Here is a 24481-nt window from a genome sequence, read left to right as displayed (position 1 = left end):
CCAGCCTAGGCGGGCGCGGTGGGTCAGTCCTGTTCAGCCGCCGTACGCCCCCGACGCCGTCAGACGCAGAGCCGTGTCGATCAGCGGAACGTGGCTGAACGCCTGCGGGAAGTTGCCGACCTGGCGTTGCAGGCGTGAGTCCCACTCCTCGGCCAGCAGCCCGAGGTCGTTGCGCAGGGACAGCAGCTTCTCGAACAGCTTGCGGGCCTCGTCCACGCGGCCGATCATCGCGAGGTCGTCCGCCATCCAGAACGAGCAGGCGAGGAAGGCGCCCTCGTCGCCCGCCAGGCCGTCCACGCCCGCGTCCTCGCCGGCCGTCGGGTAGCGCAGGATGAAGCCGTCCGAGGTGGACAGCTCGCGCTGGATCGCCTCGATCGTGCCGATCACGCGCTTGTCGTCGGGGGGCAGGAAGCCCATCTGGGGGATGAGGAGCAGCGAGGCGTCCAGCTCCTTCGAGCCGTACGACTGCGTGAAGGTGTTGCGCTCCTTGTCGTAGCCCTTCTCACACACGTCCCGGTGGATGTCGTCGCGCAGTTCGCGCCACTTCTCCAGCGGGCCGTCCGCGTCACCGGACTCGATCAGCTTGATGGTGCGGTCGACGGCGACCCAGGCCATCACCTTGGAGTGCACGAAGTGGCGGCGCGGGCCGCGCACCTCCCAGATGCCCTCGTCCGGCTCGTCCCAGTGGTCCTCCAGGTAGCGGATGAGCTTCAGCTGGAGCAGGGACGCGTAGTCGTTGCGGGCCAGGCCCGTCATGTGGGCCAGGTGCAGGGCCTCGGTGACCTCGCCGTACACGTCCAGCTGGAGCTGGTGCGCGGCGCCGTTGCCGACCCGGACCGGCCCGGAGTTCTCGTAGCCCGGCAGCCAGTCCAGCTCGGCCTCGCCCAGCTCGCGCTCGCCCGCGATGCCGTACATGATCTGCAGGTTCTCCGGGTCGCCGGCGACCGCCCGCAGCAGCCACTCGCGCCAGGCGCGGGCTTCTTCGCGGTAGCCGGTGCGCAGCAGCGAGGAGAGGGTGATCGCCGCGTCCCGCAGCCAGGTGTAGCGGTAGTCCCAGTTGCGGACGCCGCCGATCTCCTCCGGCAGGGAGGTGGTGGGGGCGGCGACGATGCCGCCCGTCGGGGCGTACGTCAGCGCCTTCAGCGTGATCAGCGAGCGGACCACCGCCTCGCGGTACGGGCCGTGGTAAGTGCAGTGCTCCACCCAGTCCCGCCAGAAGTCCTCCGTCGCCTCCAGGGACTGCTCGGGCTCCGGCAGCGGCGGCGGCTGCTTGTGCGAGGGCTCCCAGGAGATGGTGAACGCGATCCGCTCGCCCGGCGCGACCGTGAAGTCCGCGTAGGTCGTCAGCGACTTGCCGTAGGTCTCGGCCTCCGTGTCGAACCACACGGAGTCCGGGCCGGCGACGGCCACCGTACGGCCCTCGTGCTTGTGCACCCACGGGACGACCCGGCCGTAGGAGAAACGCATCCGGAGCGCCGAGCGCATCGGGACGCGGCCCGAGACGCCCTCCACGATCCGGATCAGCTGCGGGGCGCCGTCACGCGGTGGCATGAAGTCCGTCACACGGACCGTGCCGCGGGAGGTGTCCCACTCGGATTCCAGGATCAGCGAGTCGCCGCGGTAGCTGCGCCGGGCCGCGGTGGGCGGTGCGGCGTCGGCCGCGTGCGCGGGACCGAGCCGCCAGAAGCCGTGCTCCTCGGTGCCCAGCAGACCGGCGAAGATGGCATGCGAGTCGAAGCGGGGCAGGCACAGCCAGTCCACTGTGCCGTCCCGGCAGACCAGGGCAGCGGTCTGCATGTCTCCGATGAGTGCGTAATCTTCGATGCGCCCGGCCACGTGCAACTCCAGTCGAACGGCCACGTCGCCCCCGGGAAATACGGGGGCTGTCGCTAGTGCGGTCAAGGGGTCTTTGTCATGCGTCGTTGAGTGTTGAAGCAAAACAGTCGTGCTGCTGTGAGGCAAAACGACATCTGTTGCTCAACGAACTGACGAGCTCTCGTTGTTCCGGTGCTTACGGGCGGGGGTGGTGCCGTGTTGCCGGCCTGGCTCGATCAGCGAGTGTCCGAGCAGGATACGACGCACGTAGATGATCTGGGTGCCGCTCCCGACAACGTGGGTGAGCCGAACGGGTGAGCACCGGGTGAGAAACACGTGCGGTTGTGCGGGTCCGTGTCGACGCGTGTGCGGAGCGTGGCCGGAAGCCATCTCGCCCGGGCGCTGATACCCTGGTAGCCCGTGGACCGGTGGGCAAGAAACCCCCGAACCGCAGCGACGGCACCTCCAGTAAAACCCGGGTTCCCCGGGCCGGACGAGCCGCCCCGCACCCCCAGACCGCGACCACGGGAGCCCCCTCTTGGCCATGCCGCCCGCTGCTTTTCGAAACAGCACAGCCACGACGACCAAGCACATCTTCGTCACCGGGGGTGTCGCCTCCTCGCTCGGCAAGGGCCTCACCGCCTCCAGCCTCGGCATGCTGCTCAAGGCCCGCGGCCTGCGGGTGGTCATGCAGAAGCTCGACCCCTACCTGAACGTCGACCCGGGCACGATGAACCCCTTCCAGCACGGTGAGGTGTTCGTCACCAACGACGGCGCCGAGACCGACCTGGACATCGGCCACTACGAGCGCTTCCTCGACCGCGACCTGGACGGCTCGGCCAACGTCACCACCGGCCAGATCTACTCGACGGTGATCGCCAAGGAGCGGCGCGGCGAGTACCTGGGCGACACCGTCCAGGTCATCCCGCACATCACCAACGAGATCAAGCACCGCATCCGCCGCATGGCGACGGACGAGGTGGACGTCGTGATCACCGAGGTCGGCGGCACCGTCGGCGACATCGAGTCGCTGCCGTTCCTGGAGACCGTGCGTCAGGTCCGTCACGAGGTCGGCCGCGACAACGTCTTTGTGGTGCATATCTCGCTCCTGCCGTACATCGGCCCCTCGGGGGAGCTGAAGACGAAGCCGACCCAGCACTCGGTTGCGGCTCTGCGGAACATCGGTATCCAGCCGGACGCGATCGTGCTGCGCTGCGACCGCGAGGTGCCCACCGCGATCAAGCGCAAGATCTCGCTGATGTGCGACGTCGACGAGGCCGCCGTGGTCGCCTGCCCCGACGCCCGCTCGATCTACGACATCCCGAAGACCGTGCACGGCGAGGGCCTGGACGCCTACGTCGTCCGCAAGCTGGACCTCGCGTTCCGCGACGTGGACTGGACGACCTGGGACGACCTGCTCGACCGCGTCCACAACCCCGACCACGAGATCACGCTCGCCCTGGTCGGCAAGTACATCGACCTGCCCGACGCCTACCTCTCGGTCACCGAGGCGCTGCGTGCCGGCGGGTTCGCCAACAAGGCCCGCGTGAAGATCAAGTGGGTCACCTCGGACGACTGCAAGACCCAGGCCGGCGCCGCCCAGCAGCTCGGTGACGTCGACGGCATCTGCATCCCCGGCGGCTTCGGCGACCGCGGTGTGCTCGGCAAGGTCGGCGCCATCCGCTACGCCCGCGAGCACAAGCTCCCGCTGCTCGGCCTGTGCCTGGGCCTGCAGTGCATCGTGATCGAGGCCGCGCGCAACCTGGCCGACATCCCGGACGCCAACTCCACCGAGTTCGACGCCGCCACCGGCCACCCGGTCATCTCCACCATGGCCGAGCAGCTCGACATCGTCGCCGGCGAGGGCGACATGGGCGGCACCATGCGCCTGGGCATGTACCCGGCCAAGCTGGCCGAGGGCTCGATCGTGCGCGAGGTGTACGACGGCAAGGAGTACGTCGAGGAGCGCCACCGGCACCGCTACGAGGTGAACAACGCCTACCGCGCGGAGCTGGAGAAGAAGGCGGGCATCCTGTTCTCCGGCACCTCCCCGGACGGCAAGCTCGTCGAGTACGTGGAGTACCCGCGCGAGGTCCACCCGTATCTGGTCGCGACCCAGGCGCACCCGGAGCTGCGCTCGCGTCCGACGCGTCCGCACCCGCTGTTCGCCGGGCTCGTGAAGGCGGCGGTCGAGCGGCAGAATTCGTAGCTGCACGACAGTTGTACGGTGGCCGGGGCGCGCGCATTCAAAAGGTGTGCGCCCCGGCCTCTTTTTCGTATCGGGAAGGACAGGGCATGACGATCAAGGACACCCCCGAAGCGTGGGAGATCCGGGCGACCGAGACCCCCTTCGTGGGCAACAAGACCTCGGTCCGCACGGACGAGGTGGTCATGCCCGACGGTTCGGTGGTCAAGCGCGACTACCAGGTCCACCCCGGCTCCGTGGCCGTCGTCGCCCTCGACGGCGAGGACCGTGTCCTGCTCATCAAGCAGTACCGGCACCCGGTGCGGCAGAAGCTGTGGGAGATCCCGGCCGGCCTGCTCGACGTCCCCGGCGAGAACCCGCTGCACGCCGCCCAGCGCGAGCTGTACGAGGAAGCGCACGTCAAGGCCGAGGACTGGCGGGTGCTGACCGACGTGTACACGACGGCCGGCGGCTGTGACGAGGCCGTACGGATCTTCCTCGCCCGCGATCTGTCCGAGGCCGAAGGAGAGCGCTTCGAGGTGGAGGACGAGGAGGCCGACATGGAGCACGCGCGTGTGCCGGTCGACGAGCTCGTACGGGGCGTGCTCGCGGGGGAGCTGCACAACAACTGCCTCGTCGTGGGCGTGCTTTCGCTGGTCGCCGCGCGCGCCGGGGACGGGCTCGACGCCCTGCGCCCGGCCGAGGCCCCCTGGCCCGCGCGCCCCTTCGAGTCCTGAACGCACACCCCGTGCCACTGATGTGACCATCTGCTGATCCGATCGGGGGACGTGTCCGACGCGCTCCACACGGAACGTAGCAGAGCGTGAACTAGGCTCTGGAAACGCCCGAACCGGAGTCCCGGCGGGCTTGCGTGTGCGGTGGGACGGGAGTGTGGCCCGTGACGGATCAGGCGGTGGACACAGGCGGCGTGCAGCTGTCCCAAGACGCTGCTGCGGAGTCTCGATTCCTGGGCCGTACAAGGGAGTTGAAAGAGCTTCGCGCCGACATCGAGCGCGCCGGCCTGGACACCATCTCGGGCCGCAAGGCCCCACGCGCGCGCGTGCTGCTCATCGCGGGCAAACCCGGCTCGGGGCGCACGGCGCTCGCCGAGGAACTCGTACGGCAGGTCGCGGACGGTTACCGGGACGGGGTGCTCCGGGCCCGCCTCAGCGAGCCCGACGGCACGCCCGTACCGACCGAGCGCGTCGCCCGCGAACTGCTGACCGCGCTGGAGCTGCCGACGCCCGCCGGAGCCGCCGAGGACGACCTCACGGCTGCGCTCCGCGAGGCCCTCGCCGACCGCCGGACGCTGCTTCTGCTCGACGACGCGGCCACCGCCGAGCAGGTCGACGCGCTCCTGCCGGACACGCCGGAATGCCTGGTCGTGGCCGTCTCCGGGGGCCCGCTGACCGGCATCGCGGACGTCCGCCCGTGCACCCTGGGCGGCCTCGACACCAAGTCCGCCGTCGAACTGCTGTCCCGGTACACCGGCTCGGTCCGCATCACCGTCGACCCCCGTGCGGCCGAGGGGCTGGTCGAGGAGTGCCAGGGCCAGCCCGCCGCGCTGACGCTGGCCGGCGGCTGGCTCGCCGCCCGCCCCAAGGCGGCCGTCGCCGACCTCGCCAAGCACCTGCACGCCGACGGCGACGAAGGAACCACTCCGCTCGACAGGGTCTTCCGGCTCGCCTGCACGTCCCTGCCCGCCCCGGCCGCCCGGATACTGCGACTGCTCTCCCTCGCCCCGGCCGGCCTGGTCGACCCGCACACCGCCGCCGCGCTCGCCGGCTGCTCGGTGGGCGGCGCCCGCACCACCCTGGACGACTTCGTCGCCCTCGGCCTGCTGCACGCCGTGGAGTCGCCGCTGCCGCAGTACGAGGTCCCCGGCTGCCTCCAGCCGCTGCTGAAGGCCCTCGCGGAGGCCAAGGACCGCCCCGCCGAGCTCCAGCTGGCCCGTGCCCGGATGCTGGAGCGGACCGTACGGCTGCTGCAGTCGTGCCGGGCGATCACCGAGACCGACAGCCCGGAGGCCCGCGAGAAGCTCCAGGGCATGCCGCGCTCCCTGCGCTTCCCGAGCCCGAGGGCGGCCGCCGACTGGCTGAGCATCCGCAGGCCCGCCCTGCTGGCCGCGGCCCGCCTCGCGGTCGCCGACGGCGAGCTGGACACCCTCGCCCGGCGCCTGATGTCCCAGCTCGTGCGGGCGATGGTCGCCCACTTCGGCACCCAGGCCGCCGCGCCCGACCTGTACGGCATCCACCGCCTCGTCCTGGATGTGGCCGAGCGCCGCGAACTGCCTCGCGAGAAGGCCGCCGCCCTGTTGAACCTCGCCGACCTGGACGCCCGGACCGGCCGCACCCAGGAGGCCCTGGCGCGCTATCGGGCGGCTCTGGACGCCGGACGGGAGGCAAATGATCCGTACGCGACCGGCCGCGCGATGGAATCCGTAGGCGGCGCCCATCTGGAGCTCCGGGACTACGACCGGGCCGCCGACTGGTACGGCCGGGCCCTCGTCCAGCGGCTCGCCCGGGACGAGCGCGCGGACGCCGCGCGGCTGTACGGCCGTATCGCCGCGGCCCACACCTTTGCGGGCCGGTACGGCGAGGCGCAGCGCAACTGGCGGGCCGCGGTCGCCGGGCACCGGAAGAACGGCGATGTGGCCGCCCACGCCCGGGCGTTGAGCGAACTCGCGCGCGTCCAGGAGTACGCCGGACGGCTCGAGGAGTCGATGGAGACCTGCATCGAGGCGGTCGAGTGGGCGCGCCGCGCCGAGGACGTCCGGCTCCAGGCCGCGCTCCAGCTGCGGATCGCCGACACGCTGGAACACCTCGGCGATCCGGCGGCCGCCTCACTGCACCGCGGTGCCGCCGAGAGACTGCTGGCCGAGGAGCCTCAGGAGCCCGAAACGCAGGCCGAGCCGGAGCCGGAACAGCCCGATCTACCGGAACATGACGCTAACGCCTGCGAAATCCGTAGTACATCCGCTGAAGATTGATGCAATGAAAGGCTAGACAGCGGGAACACCTTCATTAGACTGGCTCTGCCGCGCCTTCTCCTGCGGTGTCTCCCGGTGTGCCCTCGCATGCCTGGGTATGTCTTGTAATGCCCCACACTCACTGAGCCAAGGACCGTGATCGACGTGAAGGTCGGCATCCCCCGCGAGGTCAAGAACAACGAGTTCCGGGTGGCCATCACCCCCGCCGGCGTGCACGAGCTGGTGCGCCACGGCCACCAGGTCGTCGTCGAGCGGGGCGCCGGCCTCGGCTCCTCGATCACGGACGACGAGTACGTCGCCGCCGGCGCCGGGATCCTCGACACCGCCGACGAGGTCTGGGCCACCGCCGACCTGCTGCTGAAGGTCAAGGAGCCCATCGCCGAGGAGTACCACCGCCTCCGCAAGGACCAGACGCTCTTCACCTACCTGCACCTGGCCGCCTCCAAGGAGTGCACGGACGCGCTCGTCGAGTCGGGCACCACCGCGATCGCATACGAGACGGTCGAGCTGCCCAGCCGCGCGCTCCCGCTGCTCGCCCCCATGTCGGAGGTCGCGGGCCGGCTGGCCCCGCAGGTCGGCGCCTACCACCTGATGCGCGCCAACGGCGGCCGTGGTGTGCTGCCCGGCGGTGTCCCGGGCGTGCTGGCCGCCAAGGCCGTCGTCATCGGCGGCGGTGTCTCCGGCTGGAACGCCGCGCAGATCGCCATCGGCATGGGCTTCCACGTGACCCTGCTCGACAAGGACATCAACAAGCTCAAGGAGGCCGACAAGGTCTTCGGTACGAAGATCCAGACCGTCGTCTCCAACGCCTTCGAGCTCGAGAAGGCCTGCCTGGAGGCCGACCTCGTCATCGGCGCCGTCCTCATCCCGGGTGCCAAGGCCCCGAAGCTGGTCACCAACGAGCTCGTGTCGCGCATGAAGCCGGGAAGTGTCCTTGTCGACATCGCGATCGATCAGGGCGGCTGCTTCGAGGACTCCCGCCCGACCACCCACGCCGAGCCGACCTTCCCGGTCCACAACTCGGTCTTCTACTGCGTCGCCAACATGCCCGGCGCGGTGCCCAACACCTCCACCTACGCGCTCACCAACGCGACGCTGCCGTACATCGTCGAACTCGCCGACCACGGCTGGGTGGAGGCGCTGCGCCGCGATTCCGCGCTGGCGAAGGGTCTCAACGCCCATGACGGCAAGGTCGTTTACCGCGAGGTCGCCGAGGCGCACGGCCTGGAGCACGTGGAGCTGGAGACGCTGCTCGGCTGACCGCCGACAGCGCGAAGCGGCAGGTCGCCGTCGCTAAGTCACCATTGGGCAAAAGGCGATACGTCAACACAGGTCGTCAACACCGCGCACCCGGCCGGACCTTGCCCGACAAGGTCCGGCCGGGTGTGTGTATGGTCACTTTGCGGCTCAAGGTCAACTCGCCTCGAACGTAACCCTTGAACCGATTCGTACACCGGTGAAACCCGCCGTGCGACGGCCGTACGCCCTTGACAGAGGGATGTTTCATTGCCGACACATCCTGCCGGGTCCGGCGGATTGTGTTGCTGCGAACGCCCGACACGCCATAGAGTCGCCAACCGTCGGCATGGTGCCACGCTGACCTGTCTAGAAGTTTCCTGGTCACCAAGGAGGTAAGACGACTTGTGAATGAGTCGACATTTTCTCCCGGGGGTGGTCAACCAGGAATGCCTGCACGGGCCGAGGGCCCCGCGGGGTTCGAGGCTGTCGGCTCCGTCGCGGTGCGCACCTTCGCAGCCCACCGGAGTCACCGGATCTCAGGGGTGACTCAGCCAGCACACCAGAGCATGGATGGCCATCACGTGAACGCCATGGCCGGCGAGGGAAGTGGCGCGCCCCACAACCACTTCGCCGACTACGACGAACTGCCCGACGGGCACTTCTACGATCCCGACGCCGAGTACGAGCCCGACCCCGAGTACGCGGCCACGCTCGCGCCCGACGCTGCCCGTCAGCGCCGTGAGCGGATCGGCCCGACCGGTCGTCCGCTGCCGTACTTCCCGATCCCGGGTCCGCTGACCGATCACGGACCCGCGAAGATCATCGCGATGTGCAACCAGAAGGGCGGCGTCGGCAAGACGACGTCGACCATCAACCTGGGTGCCGCTCTCGCGGAGTACGGCCGTCGTGTGCTGCTCGTGGACTTCGACCCGCAGGGCGCGCTGTCGGTGGGTCTCGGTGTCAACCCGATGGAGCTCGACCTCACGGTCTACAACCTGCTCATGGAGCGGGGCATGGCGGCCGACGAGGTGCTCCTGAAGACGGCGGTCCCCAACATGGACCTGCTGCCCAGCAACATCGACCTGTCCGCCGCCGAGGTCCAGCTGGTCTCCGAGGTCGCGCGCGAGTCGACGCTGCAACGCGCCCTGAAGCCGCTCATGGCCGACTACGACTACATCGTCATCGACTGTCAGCCCTCGCTCGGCCTGCTCACGGTGAACGCCCTGACGGCCGCGCACAAGGTGATCGTGCCCCTGGAGTGCGAGTTCTTCGCCCTCCGCGGGGTCGCGCTGCTGACGGAGACCATCGAGAAGGTCCAGGAGCGGCTCAACCCGGATCTGGAGCTCGACGGCATCCTCGCCACGATGTACGACTCGCGCACGGTGCACAGCCGTGAGGTGCTCGCCCGGGTCGTCGAGGCCTTCGACGACCACGTCTACCACACGGTCATCGGGCGTACGGTCCGCTTCCCGGAGACCACGGTCGCCGGTGAGCCGATCACCACGTACGCCTCCAACTCCGTCGGGGCCGCCGCCTATCGCCAGCTCGCCAGGGAGGTGCTCGCCCGGTGTCACGCCGAGTGAGTCTGCCGGGGGCCGACGAACTGTTCCGTACGACAGGGGGAATGGCGCTCCAGGCGTCCTCTCCCCGGCGGGGGGCCAACGGCGAGGCCCGGGTGCCGGCTCCCGCGGGGGAGCCCGACGGGGCCGCCGGCGGGTCGTCCTCCGGTGAGGACGCACCGCAGTCGGTGCCGGCCCAGGGCGGTGACGGCGACGGCGCGGAGCATGTGGCGACCGACGCCGAGCCGACCGAGGCCGGCGAGTCCCGCAACCGGGGCACGGACCGCTCCGGACGTCGTCAGGACCCGCAGGAAGGTTCTGCCTCGGCCGCCGCGCCGCGCGGCAAGCGCGGACGGGCGGCCTCGCGCCGGCCCAGCGGGCGGGAGCGGCACGACGAGAAGATCACGGTGTACGTCTCCGCCGAGGAGCTCATGGACCTGGAGCACGCGCGTCTGGTGCTGCGGGGCGAGCACGGGCTGGCCGTCGACCGCGGACGGATCGTGCGGGAGGCCGTGGCCGTCGTGCTGGCCGATCTGGAGTCGCGTGGGGACGCGAGCATCCTCGTACGACGGCTGCGTGGGCGGTAGCGGTAGCCTGCGGGGGCCATGACCTCGAACGACCTTCCCCCCGGCTCCGGCGCAGCTGCCGGTCGTCGGCGTGCGCTGGGGAGGGGGCCGGGGTCTGATCCGGTGGCCGAGGCCGACGCTCCGACGCCTGCGCCTGCCCACGCTGCCGGCGGCGATCACGAGGAGCCGCCTGCTGCTCGGCCCGAGACGTCTGCCCGGTCCGAGTCGCCGCGCAGCGAGCCTGAGCCCGTCCGGCCCCAAGAACCCGACGACGGTGTCTTCAAGGTCCGTCTCTCCAACTTCGAGGGGCCCTTCGACCTGCTCCTCCAGTTGATCTCCCGGCACAAGCTGGACGTCACCGAGGTCGCGCTGTCGAAGGTCACCGACGAGTTCATGGCGCACATCAGGGCGATGGGGCCGGACTGGGACCTCGACCAGACGACCGAGTTCCTGGTCGTCGCGGCGACGCTGCTGGACCTGAAGGCGGCCCGCCTGCTGCCCGCCGCCGAGGTGGAGGACGAGGCCGACCTGGCGTTGCTGGAGGCCCGGGACCTGCTGTTCGCGCGGCTCCTGCAGTACCGCGCGTATAAGCAGATCGCCGACATCTTCAGCGGACGGCTCGACGAGGAGGCCCGCCGCTACCCCCGTACCGTCGGACTCGAACCGCACCACGCCGAGCTGCTGCCCGAGGTGGTCATCAGCATCGGCGCGGAGGGGTTCGCCAAGCTCGCCGTCAAGGCGATGCAGCCCAGGCCCAAGCCGCAGGTGTACGTCGACCACATCCACGCGCCGCTGGTGAGCGTGCAGGAACAGGCCGGGATCGTCGTCGCACGGCTCAAGGAGCTGGGAGAGGCCAGCTTCCGGGTGCTGGTCGAGGACACCGACGACACCCTGACCGTCGTGGCGCGCTTCCTGGCCCTGCTGGAGCTCTACCGGGAGAAGGCCGTCGCCCTCGACCAGGAGACCGCCCTCGGGGAGCTGCTGGTGCGCTGGACCGGTGGGGACGGGGACACCCAGCCCGTCGTCACCGACGAGTTCGACCGGCCGCCCGAAGTGCCCACGGCGTCCACGGCGCCCAAGGAGGAGAAGAAGGCGTGAGCGAGGAGATGACCGACGTTCCGGCCGGGCAGCGCACCGTCGCCGACCTCGACCTCAAGCCGGCCCTGGAGGCCGTCCTCATGGTCGTCGACGAGCCGGCGACAGAGGAGCACCTGGCGAAGATCCTCCAGCGGCCCAAGCGGCAGATCGGGGACGCGCTGCGGGAGCTGGCCGACGACTACACCGTGCAGGGGCGTGGCTTCGAGCTGCGGCTGATCGCCGGCGGCTGGCGTTTCTACAGCCGCCCCGAGTACGCGGCGGCGGTCGAGGGCTTCGTCCTGGACGGCCAGCAGGCCCGGCTCACCCAGGCCGCCCTGGAGACGCTGGCGGTGGTCGCCTACCGCCAGCCGGTCAGCCGCAGCAGGGTCTCGGCGGTCCGCGGAGTCAACTGTGACGGCGTGATGCGCACCCTTCTCCAGCGCGGTCTGGTCGAGGAGGCGGGCACGGAACCCGAAACAGGTGCGATCCTGTACACGACGACGAACTACTTCCTGGAGCGGATGGGCCTGCGCGGTCTGGACGAGCTCCCGGAGCTCGCGCCCTTCCTCCCGGAGGCGGAGGCGATCGAGGCCGAGACCCAGGAAGCCGTACCGTCGTTCGATCCGGATGCTCCGGACTTGGACGACGGGCCCGGGATGAACATGCCTATTACAACAACGACGGACATTTGATGCGAAGCAGCGGTAGCGGCAAGAGCGGCGGGCGCGGCAACCCCCGCGGGGCCGGCAACAACAGGGGCCAGAAGCAGGGCCAGGGCCCGGGCAAGGGCCAGGGCCAGGCCAAGGGGCAGAGCCAGGGTCAGGGCCAGGCCAAGGGGCAGGGCCGTCCCAGCAAGCCCCGCCCCGAGGAGCGCCGCTACGACGTGGGCCCCAGCGCGTCTCACGAGGGCCCGAAGGCGGGGCGCGGCGGCGCGGCCCGCGGCGGCGCCAAGGGCGGGCCGAAGAAGCCCCAGCAGCGCGGGCGGAGTGCGCCGGCGACCTCGCGTGAGTACGAGACGCGGGCCGAGGAGCGCAACCGCGAGCGGTACGCGGACAAGAAGGACGTCAAGCTGCCCAAGACCTTCCCGGGCGCCGAGGAGGAGGGCGAGCGGCTGCAGAAGGTCCTCGCGCGCGCGGGCTACGGCTCCCGGCGGGCCTGCGAGGAGCTGATCGAGCAGGCGCGGGTCGAGGTCAACGGCGAGATCGTCATGGAGCAGGGCAAGCGGGTCGACCCGGAGAAGGACGAGGTCAAGGTCGACGGCCTGACGGTCGCGACGCAGTCGTACCAGTTCTTCTCGCTGAACAAGCCCGCCGGTGTCGTCTCGACGATGGAGGACACCGAGGGCCGGCAGTGCCTCGGCGACTACGTCACCAACCGCGAGACGAGGCTCTTCCACGTCGGCCGGCTCGACACCGAGACCGAGGGCGTCATCCTGCTCACCAACCACGGCGAGCTGGCACACCGGCTGACCCACCCCAAGTACGGCGTGAAGAAGGTCTACCTCGCGCACATCGTGGGCCCGATCCCGCGCGACCTGGGCAAGCAGCTCAAGAACGGCATCCAGCTGGAGGACGGGTACGCGAAGGCGGACCACTTCCGGGTCGTCGAGCAGACCGGCAAGAACTACCTCGTCGAGGTCACCCTCCACGAGGGCCGCAAGCACATCGTCCGCCGCATGCTGGCGGAAGCGGGCTTCCCGGTCGACAAGCTGGTACGGGTCGCCTTCGGGCCGATCACCCTGGGCGACCAGAAGTCGGGCTGGCTGCGGCGGCTGTCGAACACCGAGGTCGGGATGCTGATGAAGGAAGTCGACCTGTAGATCGCCGTTCACGGTGGCCGGTTCCGAAATCGACTCGGGACCGGCCGATTCGTTTTCGCCCTCGCACCGGTCTGTACCGGGGACGGAGGGAGCGGGGATGACCACGACGACGGACCGCGACGAGTTCGTGCGGCTGACCGACCCGTACCGGCGGGAGCTGCTCGCGCACTGCTACCGGATGCTGGGCTCGGTGGACGAGGCCGAGGACCTGGTGCAGGAGACGTATCTGCGGGCGTGGCGGTCCTACGCCGGCTACGAGGGCCGGGCGTCCCTGCGCACCTGGCTCCACCGGATCGCCACCAACACGTGTCTGACGGCGCTGGAGAGCCGTGTGCGGCGTCCGCTGCCCACGGGACTGGGCGGACCCTCGGACGGGCCCGAGGAGCCGCTGGGCGCCCCGGCGACGGACGTTCCGTGGCTGCAGCCGCTGCCCGACGCCCTCGTCGACCCCGCGACCGTCGTGGCGGCACGCGGCAGTCTGCGGCTCGCGCTCGTCGCCGCGCTGCAGCACCTGCCCGCACGGCAGCGGGCCGTGCTCATCCTGCGGGACGTGCTGGCCTGGCGGGCGCCCGAGGTCGCCTCGCTCCTCGGCACCTCCACGGCGGCCGTCAAAAGCAGTCTCCAACGCGCGCGTGCCCGCCTCGACGAGGTCGCCCCCGAGGAGGACCTCGTCGTCGAACCCGACGGCGCGGCCGACCGCGAGGTGCTCGACCGGTACATGGCCGCCTTCGAGAACGCCGACATGGAGGCACTGCTCGGGCTCCTCCAGGACGGGATCGAGCTGGAGATGCCGCCTCACCTGGAGTGGTTCGTCGGCAAGAAGGACGTCCTGCGGTTCCTGCGGGCACGCGTGCACGAGAAGGGCGGCATCCGCATGTTCCCCACGCGCGCGAACGGGCAGCCCGCCGTCGTCATGTACGAGCGCGGGACGGACGGCGTCTTCAGCGCACACTCCGTGCAGGTGCTCACCGTCGAGGAGGGGGCCGTCGCCCGCATCACGGCCTTCCTGGACGTGGCACCGGTCGGCCGCTTCGGGATGCCGAAGGTGCTGTCATGAACCCCGGGGAGCTGCTGGAGCGTTCGCTCGCCTACGCACTCGGCAGCGTGGCCGGGGTGGCCCCCGGCGGCCTGGGGCGGCGGACGCCGTGCGCTCAGTGGGATCTGGGGGAGCTGCTCGGGCACCTGGACGACTCGCTGGACGCGCTCCACGAGGGGCTGACCGGCGGGCGGATCGGGCTCTTTCCCGGTGAGCCGTCGGCGGATCCCGCGTGCGGCTTCCGCCGGCGTGCGGGTGCGGTGCTCGGCGCCTGGGCGGCCGGGCCCGCGGAGCGGGTCCTGGTCGGCCAACGGCCGCTGGAGGTGCGGCTGATGGTCGCCGTGGGCGCCGTCGAGATCGCCGTGCACGGTTGGGACGTCGCCCAGGCCTACGCGCGCGGGCGACCCATTCCGGAGGCCCTCGCGGCCGAGCTGCTGCCCGTCGCGCGGTGTGTGGTCGAGGAGGCCGACCGGGGGGTGCGGTTCGCCGAGCCGGTCGCCGTGTCGTCGTGCGCCCCGCCCGAGGCCCGGCTGCTGGGCTTCCTGGGGCGCCGCGATTCCTTTGTGGGGTGAGCCCGGTCTGCCTTCCGTGAGTAACTCGTGCCTCACGGAAGGAGCCGCGCCGACTTCGGGGCGAGCGTCTCTGATTGGCTTGCCGACCCAGCGGAGTGAGCAGGGCCGGGACACGGGAACACCGCGATGCCAATCGCCTTCGTGTCCTGGTGCCCACAGACAAGCCGTGGGCCCTCGTGACACGCCCCTCCGGACGCTGGCCGGCCGGGACGATGCCCCGGCCGGGGAGGGTGCCCAACGTCGCCTGGGCGCTGGGCGTGTACGTTACACTCTGTCACAGTGTGATTACGGTTGGCTAATCCGACTGGTGAGCCCACCTGGCCTCCGCCGCCGCGGCCCTCGCGGGCGGCCCGGGACAGCTCATCACCGCCCGTGTGGTGCAGGGCGCGGGCGCCGCCGTACTCCTGCCGCTCACCCTGACCTTGATCAGCGAGGCGTTCCCGGCCGAGAAGCGGGGCATGGCCATCGGGGTGTGGGGCGGGGTGACCGGCCTCGGCGTGGTGGCCGGGCCCGTGCTGGGCGGGGCGGTCACCGAAGGACTGTCCTGGCAGTGGATCTTCTGGCTGAACGTGCCCATCGGCATCGCGATGATGCCCCTGGCCGCCACGAAACTCCGCGAGAGCTACGGCACCAGGCCCCAACTCGACCTGGTGGGGCTGGTGTTGGCGGCCGTCGGGCTGACGGGCCTGGCCTGGGCGCCGGTGCGGGCTCCCGAGGTGGGCTGGGGGAGCGTCGAGGTGCTGGCCGCGCTGGTCGTCGGGACCGTGTCCGTGGCGGCCTTCCTGGGGTGGGAGCAACGGGGCGCCCGGTATCCGATGCTGCCGCTCGGATACTTCCGGCGGCGGGCCTTCTCCACCGCCAACGCCGCCGCTTTTCTCCTCTTCGGCTCGCTGCTCGGCGCCCTCTTCATGATCACGCAGCTCTTCCAGTTCGGGCTCGGCTACTCCCCGTTGGAGGCGGGCGTGCGCATCCTCGTGTGGAACGCCATGCCCCTGCTGGTCGCACCAATCGCGGGCGCGCTCGCGGACCGGTTCGGCACCCGCCCCTTCATGCTGACCGGCCTGGCGTTGCAGGCGACGGGGCTCGGGCTGCTGGCCTGGCAGATCGAACCCGGCGTCGGATACGGGCAGATGGTGGTCCCGCTGATCATCGCGGGCATCGGCATCTCCATGGTGTTCCCCAGCGTCGCGAACGCCGTGACCTCGTCCGTGCCGCTGAGCGACGCGGGCGTCGCCGCCGGCGTCAACAACGCGCTGCGCGAGCTGGGCGGGGTCTTCGGGGTGGCCGTCGCCGCGGCCGTGTTCATGACCTACGGCGGCTACGGCTCACCGGCCGCCTTCCTGGACGGGTGCGCGCCCGCACTCTGGGTCTCCGCGGGGGCCGCGGCGGCGGGGGTGGTGGTGGCGGTGTTCGCACCGGGCCGCAAGTAGGGGGTTGTGGAGACGCACCCACCCTCTTTATAGTCGTACTGACTATAAAGAGGGTGGGTGCGGATGGACGGCGACGACGAGGTCTACGACAAGTACGCCTACGAACCCTTCGCTGTCACCGTCGACCTCGCCGTGCTCACCCTTCGCGCGGGAGCGCTGCACGTCCTGCTCGTAGAGCGCGGGCAGGAGCCGTACGCCGGGCACTGGGCGCTGCCCGGCGGCTTCGTGCAGCCGGACGAGTCGGCGGAGACGGCCGCCCGGCGGGAGCTCGCCGAGGAGACCGGCCTCGCGGACGTGTCCGGGCTGCACCTGGAGCAGCTGTGGACCTACAGCGAGCCCGACCGGGACCCCCGCATGCGGGTCGTGTCCGTCGCGTTCGCCGCGCTGCTGCCGGACCCGCCCGAACCGCACGGCGGCAGTGACGCGGCGCAGGCGCGCTGGGTGCCCTACGACTCGGCCCGGCCGCTCGCCTTCGACCACGACCGCATCCTGGCCGACGCCCATGAACGCGTCGGCGCCAAGCTCGAGCACACCTGCCTCGCCACCGCCTTCTGCCCGCCCGAGTTCACGCTCGGCGAATTGCAGCAGGTCTACGAGACCGTGTGGGGCAGCACGCTCGACCGGCCCAACTTCCGGCGCAAGGTGCTCGCCACACCCGGGTTCGTCGAGCCGGTGCCCGGTGCCGCCCGGCTGACCGGCGGCCGGGGCAAACCGGCCGCGCTGTACCGGTCGGGTCCGGCCACCGCCCTGCACCCCCCTCTCCTCCGACCGTCCCGGGAAGGACGCCCCGCATGACCACCACCCTCACCAAGCGCGCCGCCACGGGCTCACTGATCGGGCTCGCCCTCGGTGACGCGCTCGGATACCCGACCGAGTTCCACAGCGTGTCGTCGATCACCGACAGGTTCGGGCCGTGGCGGGACATGTCGCTGCCGACACCTGCCCTCGTCACCGACGACACGCAGATGACGCTGGCGCTGGGGAAGGGGCTGCGGACGGCCATGGACCGGGGAGTGCTCGGGCCCGACATGGCCGAGCCCGTGCGGCGGGAGTTCATCGCCTGGAACCGCTCCCCGGAGAACAACCGGGCCCCGGGCAACACGTGCCTGCGGGCGTGCGCCCTCCTGGAGCGTCCCGACCTGCCCTGGCAGGACGCCAGCCAGATCGGCTCCAAGGGCTGCGGAGCCAACATGCGGGTCGCGCCCGTCGGGCTGATCCCCGGCCTGAGCGACGAACAGCGCGCGGGCGCGGCCCAGTTGCAGTCCGCCCTCACGCACGGGCATCCGACGGCACTCGCCGCCTCCGACCTCACCGCGCACGCCGTACGGCTGCTCGCGCACGGGACCGAGCCGGGCGAACTGGTCGGGCTGCTGCGGTCGTACGCGGAGGAGAATCGGAGCCGGTACCACGAGCGCTGGCTCGGGGACCTGTGGACGCGCAGCCAGGATCCCGGCCCCGAGCACTTCATCGCCCGCGGGTGGGACGAGTGCCTGGCGATCCTGGACCGCCTCGAGGCCGCGCTGCGCTCGCCCTCGCCCGAGTCCGACCCGTGCCTGGCCACCGGCGAGGGGTGGATCGCCGAAGAGGCCATGGCGACCGGGCTGTTGAGCTTCCTGCTCTTCGCGGACGAGCCGGTGACGGCCCTGCGCCGGGCCGCCTGCACCGCCGGTGACTCGGACTCCATCGCGTGTCTGGCGGGTGCCTTCGCGGGCGCGTACCTGGGCGCGGAGGTCTGGCCGGCCGAGTGGGCGGACCGGATCGAGTACCAGGGCGAGCTGGTGACCCTCGGGGCGCTCTGGGACGCCTGACGGGGCTGCCGAACCGGTCTGCGGCGGTCAGGCCACGGTGATCGAGTCTCCTGCCACCTTGATCTGCTTCTCGGGCAGGGGCTTGGTCGCCGGCGGGTTCTGCACAGCGCCGTCCGTGATGCTGAACTTGCTGCCGTGGCAGGTGCAGTTGATGGTGCCGTCGGTGACGTTGGCGACCGGGCACTGCTGGTGGGTGCAGATGTTGGAGAAGGCCTTGAAGTCGCCTTCCTTCGGCTGGGTGACGACGATCTTCTGGTCCGGGAAGATCTTGCCGCCGCCGACCGGGATGTCGCCCGTCTTCGCCAGTTCCTGCCCGGCGGAGGCCTCGACCGAGGACGAACCGGAGTCGCTGTCGTCGCCGTACTCGCTGCATCCGACGGTGAGCGCCGCCGCGCCCGTCGCGAAAAGAACCGTGCGCCGCGTCGGGCCTTGAGTCATGTCGTCACTCCGAAGGTGCGGAAGAACCAGAGGGCTGAGGTGAGCCAGATGATCGTGAGGGCGGTGAAGACCAGGCCGCCGACGATGGGCAGCAGCCAGCCGGGGAGTCGCTCCGAACGGAGCAGCAGCATCTTGGCGCTGAAGGCACCGAAGAAGAAGCAACCCAGAAGAGAGTGCCACAAAACGCGCGTTTCGTACGTCTGATAGCCCAGCGCGTACAGACAGTGCACCGCGACCGGCACCGACACCAGGAACGCCACCCGGCCCGACCAGCGGTGCAGGGCCGGTGACCAGCGAGGGCCGGGCAGCCGGCCGTAGACCATCGCCGCCGAGACCACCTGGACGAGGGCGAAGAAGAACGCGACGGTGCCCAGCCACGACTTCACCGCCCCGGTGCTGCTGAAGCCGGCCAGGTTGAAGGCGGTCCCCGCCGGATCGTGGACCTTGCCGTACACGCCCAGGCCCACTGCCACCGCGGCGGCCACGAGCGCCGGGACCAGATAGCGGGCCGGGTGCGGGCGACGGTGGCCGGGCTCCGGGGACGGGAAGTTCTGGGTGGCGGCGTTCGGGTCGACGGTCATCAATGACTCCGGGAAGGGTCAGGGGGTGACGGGGCGTGCCGTGAGCTGCTGTCCGTCGATCGTCACCGCGCCGGTCTCCGGGTCGATCCGCGGTGCTGGTGCGGGTTCGCCGTCGCGGGTGAAGATGCCGACCTGCCGGCCGTCCGGCAGGACGATCCAGCCGCCGTCGACCTTCGCGCCGCGCACCGTCGCCGTGGCCCGGTACAGCCCGGACGGCTTCTTCGCCTTGTCGGCGGTGAACGCGTACTGCCCGCCGTCGATGTCGACGGTGCCGCTGATCCGCTTGCCATCCTTGAGGGTGCCGTTCAGCTCGGCGCCGTGCTTCCCGGTGAGCTTCATGGTGCCGTCGTCCTCGACGTCGCCCTTCAGCCAGGACTCCTTGGCGCGGCCGTCGCAGAAGTAGGCGATCGCCTTGCCGTCGCGCAGCGTCACGGCGACGGAGGCGGAGTCGTCGGTGGTGCGGCCCGCGTAGTCGGCGTCGGGAATCTGGGTGCGGGAGGGGGACGGCGAGGGGGACGCGGTCGTCCGGGTGGGCGTCGGGGCGGCCGTGGCCGCCTCCGGTGACTCCTCGGCGTAGGAGGTCGAGGCGCTCTTCGTCCCCGTCGTCGAGTTCATCGACAGCATGAACAGGCCGAGCAGCAGTCCAGCGAGCAGAGTGACGACAGGTCCCGAACGCTTCATGAGAGGCCTCCCCCGAGGCGAGCTTCCTGCCATCAGAGCGGACCGGGGGCCCCGCGTCCAGAGGCGCACGGGAGCGTTCTCGCCCCAAGTAGCGGATTTGCGCGTTACGGGTGACCTTGACGGGGTTCGCCGTGAGAGACGGGCACCGTCTCAGCGGGCGGGCGCCGCGCACCGGCTCCACACGGGCTGACTAGGCTGGATGAACCAAGAGCCGACAGGTACATCAGCAAGGAGCATGATCGTGGCGGTACGAGCGGTGAGGGGCGCCGTCCAGCTCGAGCGGGACGAGGCCGGCCACATGGACGAGCAGGTCGGGGCCCTGCTCACCGCGGTCCTGGAGCGCAACGGCCTCACCCCGGACGACCTGATCAGCATCTGGTTCACGGCCACGCCCGACCTGCACAGCGACTTCCCGGCCGCCGCGGCCCGCAAGCTCGGCACGGGCTTCGCCGACGTACCGCTGATCTGCGCCCAGGAGCTGGAGATCGAGGGCGCCATGCCCCGCGTCGTCCGCGTCCTCGCGCACATCGAGTCGGACCGGCCCCGCGCCGACATCGCGCATGTCTACCTCGGCGCCGCGGCCGCCCTGCGCAAGGACATCGCCCAGTGAGAACCGCCCTCGTCATCGGCACCGGACTCATCGGTACGTCCGCCGCCCTCGCCCTGTCCCAGCGGGGCGTCGTCGTCCACCTCGCCGACCACGACCCGGAGCAGGCCCGTACGGCGGCCGCGCTCGGCGCCGGCACCGACGAGGCGCCCGAACAGCCCGTCGACCTCGCGATCGTCGCCGCCCCGCCCGCCCACGTGGCCGCGGTGCTCGCCGACGCGATGCGCCGGGGCCTGGCCCGCGGCTACCTCGACGTGGCCAGCGTCAAGGGCGGCCCGCGCCGTGAGCTGGAGGCGCTCGGCCTCGACCTGTCGGCCTACATCGGCAGCCACCCGATGTCGGGCCGCGAGAAGTCGGGCCCGCTGGCCGCCACCGGCGACCTCTTCGAGGGCCGCCCCTGGGTGCTGACGCCGACCCGGGACACCGACACCGAGGTGCTGAACCTCGCCCTGGAACTGGTCTCGCACTGCCGTGCCGTGCCGGTCGTGATGGACGCCGACGCCCACGACCGTGCCGTCGCCCTCGTCTCCCACATGCCCCACCTGGTCTCCAGCATGGTCGCCGCGCGCCTGGAGCACGCCGAGGAGGCCGCCGTACGGCTGTGCGGGCAGGGCATCCGGGACGTGACCCGGATCGCCGCGTCCGACCCCGGGATGTGGATCGACATCCTGTCCGCGAACCCGGGGCCGGTCGCCGACCTCCTCGCGGACGTCTCCGCCGACCTCGACGAGACGGTCCGGGCGCTCAGGGCCCTGCAGGCCTCCGACGAGGACAAGCGGCGCGAGGGCACCATCGGCATCGAGAGCGTCCTGCGGCGCGGCAACGCGGGCCAGGTCCGGGTGCCCGGCAAGCACGGATCCGCTCCCCGGGCGTACGAGGTCGTGGCCGTCCTCATCGACGACCAGCCCGGCCAGCTGGCCCGCATCTTCGCGGACGCGGGGATGGCCGGGGTCAACATCGAGGACGTACGGATCGAGCACGCGACCGGGCAGCAGGCCGGTCTGGTGCAGCTGATGGTGGAGCCCAAGGCGGCGCCGGTCCTGACGGCGGCACTGCGGGAGCGGGGCTGGGCCATCCGCCAGTAAGGAGGCCTCTGGCGAGCCAGTAACCTTGTGCGGGGCGCTTTTGCGTCCCCGCACACTCCCACCACGCACCAGGAAGGTGTCCCCCCGTGGAAAACGGCGCCGCCCAGCCCGTGATTGTCGCCATTGACGGCCCCTCCGGCACGGGCAAGTCGAGCACGTCGAAGGCCGTGGCCTCCCAGCTCGGCCTGAGCTACCTCGACACCGGCGCCCAGTACCGGGCGATCACCTGGTGGATGGTGACCAACGGGATCGACACCGACGACCCGTCGGCGATCGCCGCGGCGGCCGGCAAGCCCGACATCGTCTCCGGCACCGACCCGTCCCACCCCACGATCACGGTCGACGGCGCCGACGTGGCCGCCCCGATCCGCACCCAGGAGGTCACCTCCAAGGTCAGCGCGGTCAGCGCGGTGGCCGAGGTGCGCGCCCGGATCACCGAGCTGCAGCGCTCCATCGCGGCCACCGCCGAGCAGGGCATCGTCGTCGAGGGCCGCGACATCGGTACGACCGTGCTGCCCGACGCCGACCTGAAGATCTTCCTCACCGCCTCGCCGGAGGCGCGCGCCGCCCGCCGCAGCGGTGAGCTGAAGGGTGCCGACGTCAACGCCACCCGTGAGGCCCTGATCAAGCGGGACGCGGCCGACTCCAGCCGCAAGACCTCGCCGCTGGCCAAGGCCGGCGACGCGGTCGAGGTGGACACCACCGAGCTCACGCTGGCGCAGGTCATCGAGTGCGTCGTCACGCTCGTCGAGGAGAAGCGGGCCGCGAAGTGAGCGTTGTGTCCGTGCCCTCGGAGAAGGGCGCCGAAGTAGGGCGGCGCATCGGCGTCGGCCTGATGTACGGGCTGTGGAAGCCGCGCGTGCTGGGCGCCTGGAAGGTCCCCGCGACCGGCCCGGTGATCTTCGCGGTCAACCACTCCCACGTCGTCGACGGTCCGATGGTCATCGGCGTGGCGCCCCGGCCCTCGCACTTCCTGGTCAAGAAGGAGGCGTTCGTCGGCCTGCTCGGCCCGTTCATGACCCGCGTCGGCCAGATCAAAGTCGACCGCGACACCACCGACCGGACGGCCATCACGCGCGCGCTGGGCGTGCTGGAGAACGGTGGCGTCCTCGGGATCTTCCCGGAGGGCACCCGCGGCGAGGGGGACTTCGCCGCACTGCGCGCCGGGCTCGCGTACTTCGCCGTCCGCGGCGGCGCCCCGATCGTCCCGGTCGCCGTACTGGGAAGTTCCGAGAGGCGCGGACGGTTGATAAAGGGGCTGCCCCCGCTGCGCAGCCGCGTCGACGTGGTCTTCGGCGACCCGTTCGAGGCCGGCGACGGCAGCGGACGGCGTACGCGCAAGGCGCTCGACGAGGCGACCGAACGCATCCAGAAGCAGCTCACCGCACACCTGGAAAACGCCAGGCGCCTGACCGGGCGCTAGGCGACACTGAGTAGTGGACCAACCGGACAAACGAACCGGGTGTTCCACCGATCACCACGATGAACGAGGTACGGACTTCATGAACGACCACATCCACTCCGACGGCTCGGGCGAGGAGCACGACCACGGAGCGCTTGGCGACGCCGAGTACGCGGAGTTCATGGAGCTCGCCGCGGAAGAGGGCTTCGACGTCGAGGACGTCGAGGGCGCGATCGAGGCGGCGGGCCACGGGCCGCTGCCCGTCCTCGCCGTCGTCGGCCGCCCGAACGTCGGCAAGTCGACTCTGGTGAACCGCATCATCGGCCGCCGCGAGGCCGTCGTCGAGGACAAGCCGGGTGTCACCCGCGACCGCGTGACCTACGAAGCCGAGTGGGCGGGCCGCCGCTTCAAGCTCGTCGACACCGGCGGCTGGGAGCAGGACGTCCTCGGCATCGACGCCTCTGTGGCCGCACAGGCCGAGTACGCGATCGAGGCGGCCGACGCGGTCGTGTTCGTCGTGGACGCCAAGGTGGGCGCGACCGACACCGACGAGGCGGTCGTACGACTGCTGCGCAAGGCCGGCAAGCCCGTCGTGCTGGCCGCCAACAAGGTCGACGGCCAGAGCGGCGAGGCCGACGCGGCCTACCTGTGGGCCCTCGGCCTCGGCGAGCCGCACCCCATCTCCGCGCTGCACGGCCGCGGCACCGGCGACATGCTGGACGCCGTCCTGGAGGCCCTGCCGGAGGCGCCCGAGCAGACCTTCGGCACCGCGGTCGGCGGTCCGCGCCGCATCGCCCTCATCGGCCGGCCGAACGTCGGCAAGTCCTCGCTGTTGAACAAGGTGGCGAACGAGGAGCGCGTCGTCGTCAACGAGGTCGCGGGCACCACCCGCGACCCGGTCGACGAGCTGATCGAACTCGGCGGCATCACCTGGAAGTTCGTCGACACGGCGGGCATCCGCAAGCGTGTCCACCTCCAGCAGGGCGCCGACTACTACGCCTCGCTGCGCACCGCGGCCGCCGTCGAGAAGGCCGAGGTGGCGGTCATTCTGATCGACGCCTGCGAGTCCATCTCGGTCCAGGACCAGCGCATCGTCTCCATGGCCGTGGACGCGGGCCGCGCGATCGTCCTCGCGTTCAACAAGTGGGACACCCTCGACGAGGAGCGCCGCTACTACCTGGAGCGCGAGATCGAGACCGAGCTCGCCCAGGTCGCCTGGGCGCCGCGGGTGAACGTCTCGGCGCGCACCGGGCGCCACATGGAGAAGCTGGTCCCGGCGATCGAGACGGCGCTGGCCGGCTGGGAGACCCGCGTCCCCACGGGCCGCCTGAACGCCTTCCTCGGCGAGCTGGTCGCCGCCCACCCGCACCCCGTCCGGGGCGGCAAGCAGCCGCGCATCCTGTTCGGCACGCAGGCCGGCACCAAGCCGCCGCGGTTCGTGCTCTTCGCCTCCGGCTTCATCGAGGCGGGCTACCGGCGCTTCATCGAGCGCCGCCTGCGCGAGGAGTTCGCCTTCGAGGGCACCCCGATCCACATCTCGGTGCGGGTGCGCGAGAAGCGCGGCAGGAAGAAGTGACGCACGCATGAGGAAG

At 71.0% G+C, this 24481-nt stretch carries 23 protein-coding genes; 19 read left to right on the top strand and 4 right to left on the bottom strand.

Annotated elements, in window-relative coordinates:
* Positions 1-33 precede the first annotated feature (33 nt).
* Positions 34-1836, bottom strand: coding sequence for a glycoside hydrolase family 15 protein (locus QFZ76_RS12440; RefSeq protein ID WP_307673771.1), 1803 nt, complete (start codon positions 1834-1836; stop codon positions 34-36).
* Between the two features lie 523 nt (positions 1837-2359).
* Between QFZ76_RS12440 and QFZ76_RS12435 the strand changes: the two genes are divergently transcribed.
* The 14 genes from QFZ76_RS12435 to QFZ76_RS12370 all read left to right on the top strand — a co-directional run bounded on the left by QFZ76_RS12435 (position 2360) and on the right by QFZ76_RS12370 (position 18095).
* A complete protein-coding gene (locus QFZ76_RS12435) occupies positions 2360-4024 on the top strand; it encodes a CTP synthase (protein WP_266448699.1) in 1665 nt (554 codons plus the stop codon).
* Positions 4025-4110: 86 nt separating this feature from the next.
* Entirely contained in the window at positions 4111-4737 is a 627-nt protein-coding gene (locus QFZ76_RS12430; protein ID WP_307673770.1) for an NUDIX hydrolase, read from the top strand.
* Positions 4738-4898: 161 nt separating this feature from the next.
* Entirely contained in the window at positions 4899-6989 is a 2091-nt protein-coding gene (locus QFZ76_RS12425) for a tetratricopeptide repeat protein (RefSeq protein WP_307673769.1), read from the top strand.
* A 135-nt stretch (positions 6990-7124) separates the two neighbouring features.
* A complete protein-coding gene (gene ald / locus QFZ76_RS12420; RefSeq protein ID WP_307673768.1) occupies positions 7125-8249 on the top strand; it encodes an alanine dehydrogenase in 1125 nt (374 codons plus the stop codon).
* 425 nt (positions 8250-8674) lie between these two features.
* Positions 8675-9811 carry a ParA family protein gene (locus QFZ76_RS12415; RefSeq protein ID WP_266442077.1) on the top strand — a complete coding sequence of 379 codons (1137 nt, stop codon included), beginning with the start codon at positions 8675-8677 and terminating at the stop codon, positions 9809-9811.
* Positions 9796-10374, top strand: a complete 579-nt coding sequence (locus tag QFZ76_RS12410; protein WP_307673767.1) for a hypothetical protein — start codon at positions 9796-9798, stop codon at positions 10372-10374. Before QFZ76_RS12415 ends, QFZ76_RS12410 begins: the two co-directional genes overlap by 16 nt.
* An 18-nt stretch (positions 10375-10392) precedes the next feature.
* The gene (locus QFZ76_RS12405) at positions 10393-11451 is read left to right on the top strand and encodes a ScpA family protein (protein ID WP_307673766.1); all 1059 of its coding nucleotides are present in this window, start codon (positions 10393-10395) and stop codon (positions 11449-11451) included.
* Positions 11448-12122 carry an SMC-Scp complex subunit ScpB gene (gene scpB / locus QFZ76_RS12400; protein ID WP_307673765.1) on the top strand — a complete coding sequence of 225 codons (675 nt, stop codon included), beginning with the start codon at positions 11448-11450 and terminating at the stop codon, positions 12120-12122. The genes QFZ76_RS12405 and scpB overlap by 4 nt, the downstream gene beginning before the upstream one ends.
* Positions 12122-13249 (top strand): pseudouridine synthase, encoded by a 1128-nt coding sequence (locus QFZ76_RS12395; protein WP_266442086.1) that lies wholly within the window; start codon positions 12122-12124, stop codon positions 13247-13249. Before scpB ends, QFZ76_RS12395 begins: the two co-directional genes overlap by 1 nt.
* Before the next feature lie 97 nt (positions 13250-13346).
* Positions 13347-14306: a sigma-70 family RNA polymerase sigma factor gene (locus tag QFZ76_RS12390; RefSeq protein ID WP_307673764.1), complete on the top strand. Its 960-nt coding sequence runs from the start codon at positions 13347-13349 to the stop codon at positions 14304-14306.
* Entirely contained in the window at positions 14303-14857 is a 555-nt protein-coding gene (locus QFZ76_RS12385; protein WP_307673763.1) for a TIGR03086 family metal-binding protein, read from the top strand. Before QFZ76_RS12390 ends, QFZ76_RS12385 begins: the two co-directional genes overlap by 4 nt.
* Positions 14858-15174: 317 nt before the next feature.
* The gene (locus tag QFZ76_RS12380) at positions 15175-16287 is read left to right on the top strand and encodes an MFS transporter (protein ID WP_307679993.1); all 1113 of its coding nucleotides are present in this window, start codon (positions 15175-15177) and stop codon (positions 16285-16287) included.
* A gap of 63 nt (positions 16288-16350) precedes the next feature.
* On the top strand, positions 16351-17082 hold the full coding sequence (locus tag QFZ76_RS12375) for an NUDIX domain-containing protein (RefSeq protein WP_307673762.1): 732 nt from the start codon (positions 16351-16353) through the stop codon (positions 17080-17082).
* Positions 17079-18095: an ADP-ribosylglycohydrolase family protein gene (locus tag QFZ76_RS12370; RefSeq protein ID WP_307673761.1), complete on the top strand. Its 1017-nt coding sequence runs from the start codon at positions 17079-17081 to the stop codon at positions 18093-18095. Before QFZ76_RS12375 ends, QFZ76_RS12370 begins: the two co-directional genes overlap by 4 nt.
* A gap of 27 nt (positions 18096-18122) precedes the next feature.
* On the opposite strand, the gene QFZ76_RS12365 is transcribed toward QFZ76_RS12370, so the two are convergent.
* Genes QFZ76_RS12365 through QFZ76_RS12355 form a run of 3 tightly spaced genes read right to left on the bottom strand, consistent with a single transcriptional unit; the run spans position 18123 to position 19795 of the window.
* On the bottom strand, positions 18123-18533 hold the full coding sequence (locus tag QFZ76_RS12365; RefSeq protein WP_307673760.1) for a Rieske (2Fe-2S) protein: 411 nt from the start codon (positions 18531-18533) through the stop codon (positions 18123-18125).
* A complete protein-coding gene (locus QFZ76_RS12360; RefSeq protein ID WP_307673759.1) occupies positions 18530-19114 on the bottom strand; it encodes a DUF6529 family protein in 585 nt (194 codons plus the stop codon). Before QFZ76_RS12360 ends, QFZ76_RS12365 begins: the two co-directional genes overlap by 4 nt.
* Before the next feature lie 18 nt (positions 19115-19132).
* Entirely contained in the window at positions 19133-19795 is a 663-nt protein-coding gene (locus tag QFZ76_RS12355; RefSeq protein ID WP_307673758.1) for a hypothetical protein, read from the bottom strand.
* Positions 19796-20036: 241 nt separating this feature from the next.
* Here QFZ76_RS12355 and aroH point away from each other — a divergent pair, with 241 nt between their 5' ends.
* The 5 genes from aroH (at position 20037) to der (ending at position 24465) form a co-directional block, all read left to right on the top strand.
* A complete protein-coding gene (gene aroH, locus QFZ76_RS12350) occupies positions 20037-20405 on the top strand; it encodes a chorismate mutase (RefSeq protein WP_217238791.1) in 369 nt (122 codons plus the stop codon).
* Complete coding sequence (locus QFZ76_RS12345; protein ID WP_307673757.1) at positions 20402-21487, top strand: prephenate dehydrogenase; 1086 nt, start codon at positions 20402-20404, stop codon at positions 21485-21487. The genes aroH and QFZ76_RS12345 overlap by 4 nt, the downstream gene beginning before the upstream one ends.
* Before the next feature lie 86 nt (positions 21488-21573).
* Entirely contained in the window at positions 21574-22260 is a 687-nt protein-coding gene (gene cmk / locus QFZ76_RS12340) for a (d)CMP kinase (protein ID WP_307673756.1), read from the top strand.
* On the top strand, positions 22218-22910 hold the full coding sequence (locus QFZ76_RS12335; RefSeq protein WP_373464289.1) for a lysophospholipid acyltransferase family protein: 693 nt from the start codon (positions 22218-22220) through the stop codon (positions 22908-22910). Before cmk ends, QFZ76_RS12335 begins: the two co-directional genes overlap by 43 nt.
* 79 nt (positions 22911-22989) lie before the next feature.
* A complete protein-coding gene (gene der / locus QFZ76_RS12330) occupies positions 22990-24465 on the top strand; it encodes a ribosome biogenesis GTPase Der (RefSeq protein WP_307673755.1) in 1476 nt (491 codons plus the stop codon).
* The last annotated feature ends 16 nt before the right edge of the window (positions 24466-24481 follow it).

The sequence above is a fragment of the Streptomyces sp. V4I2 genome, assembly GCF_030817655.1.
Taxonomy (GTDB): domain Bacteria; phylum Actinomycetota; class Actinomycetes; order Streptomycetales; family Streptomycetaceae; genus Streptomyces; species Streptomyces plumbiresistens.
Note: the sequence above shows the minus strand (reverse complement) of the source record. Positions and strands in the feature narration are given on the sequence as shown.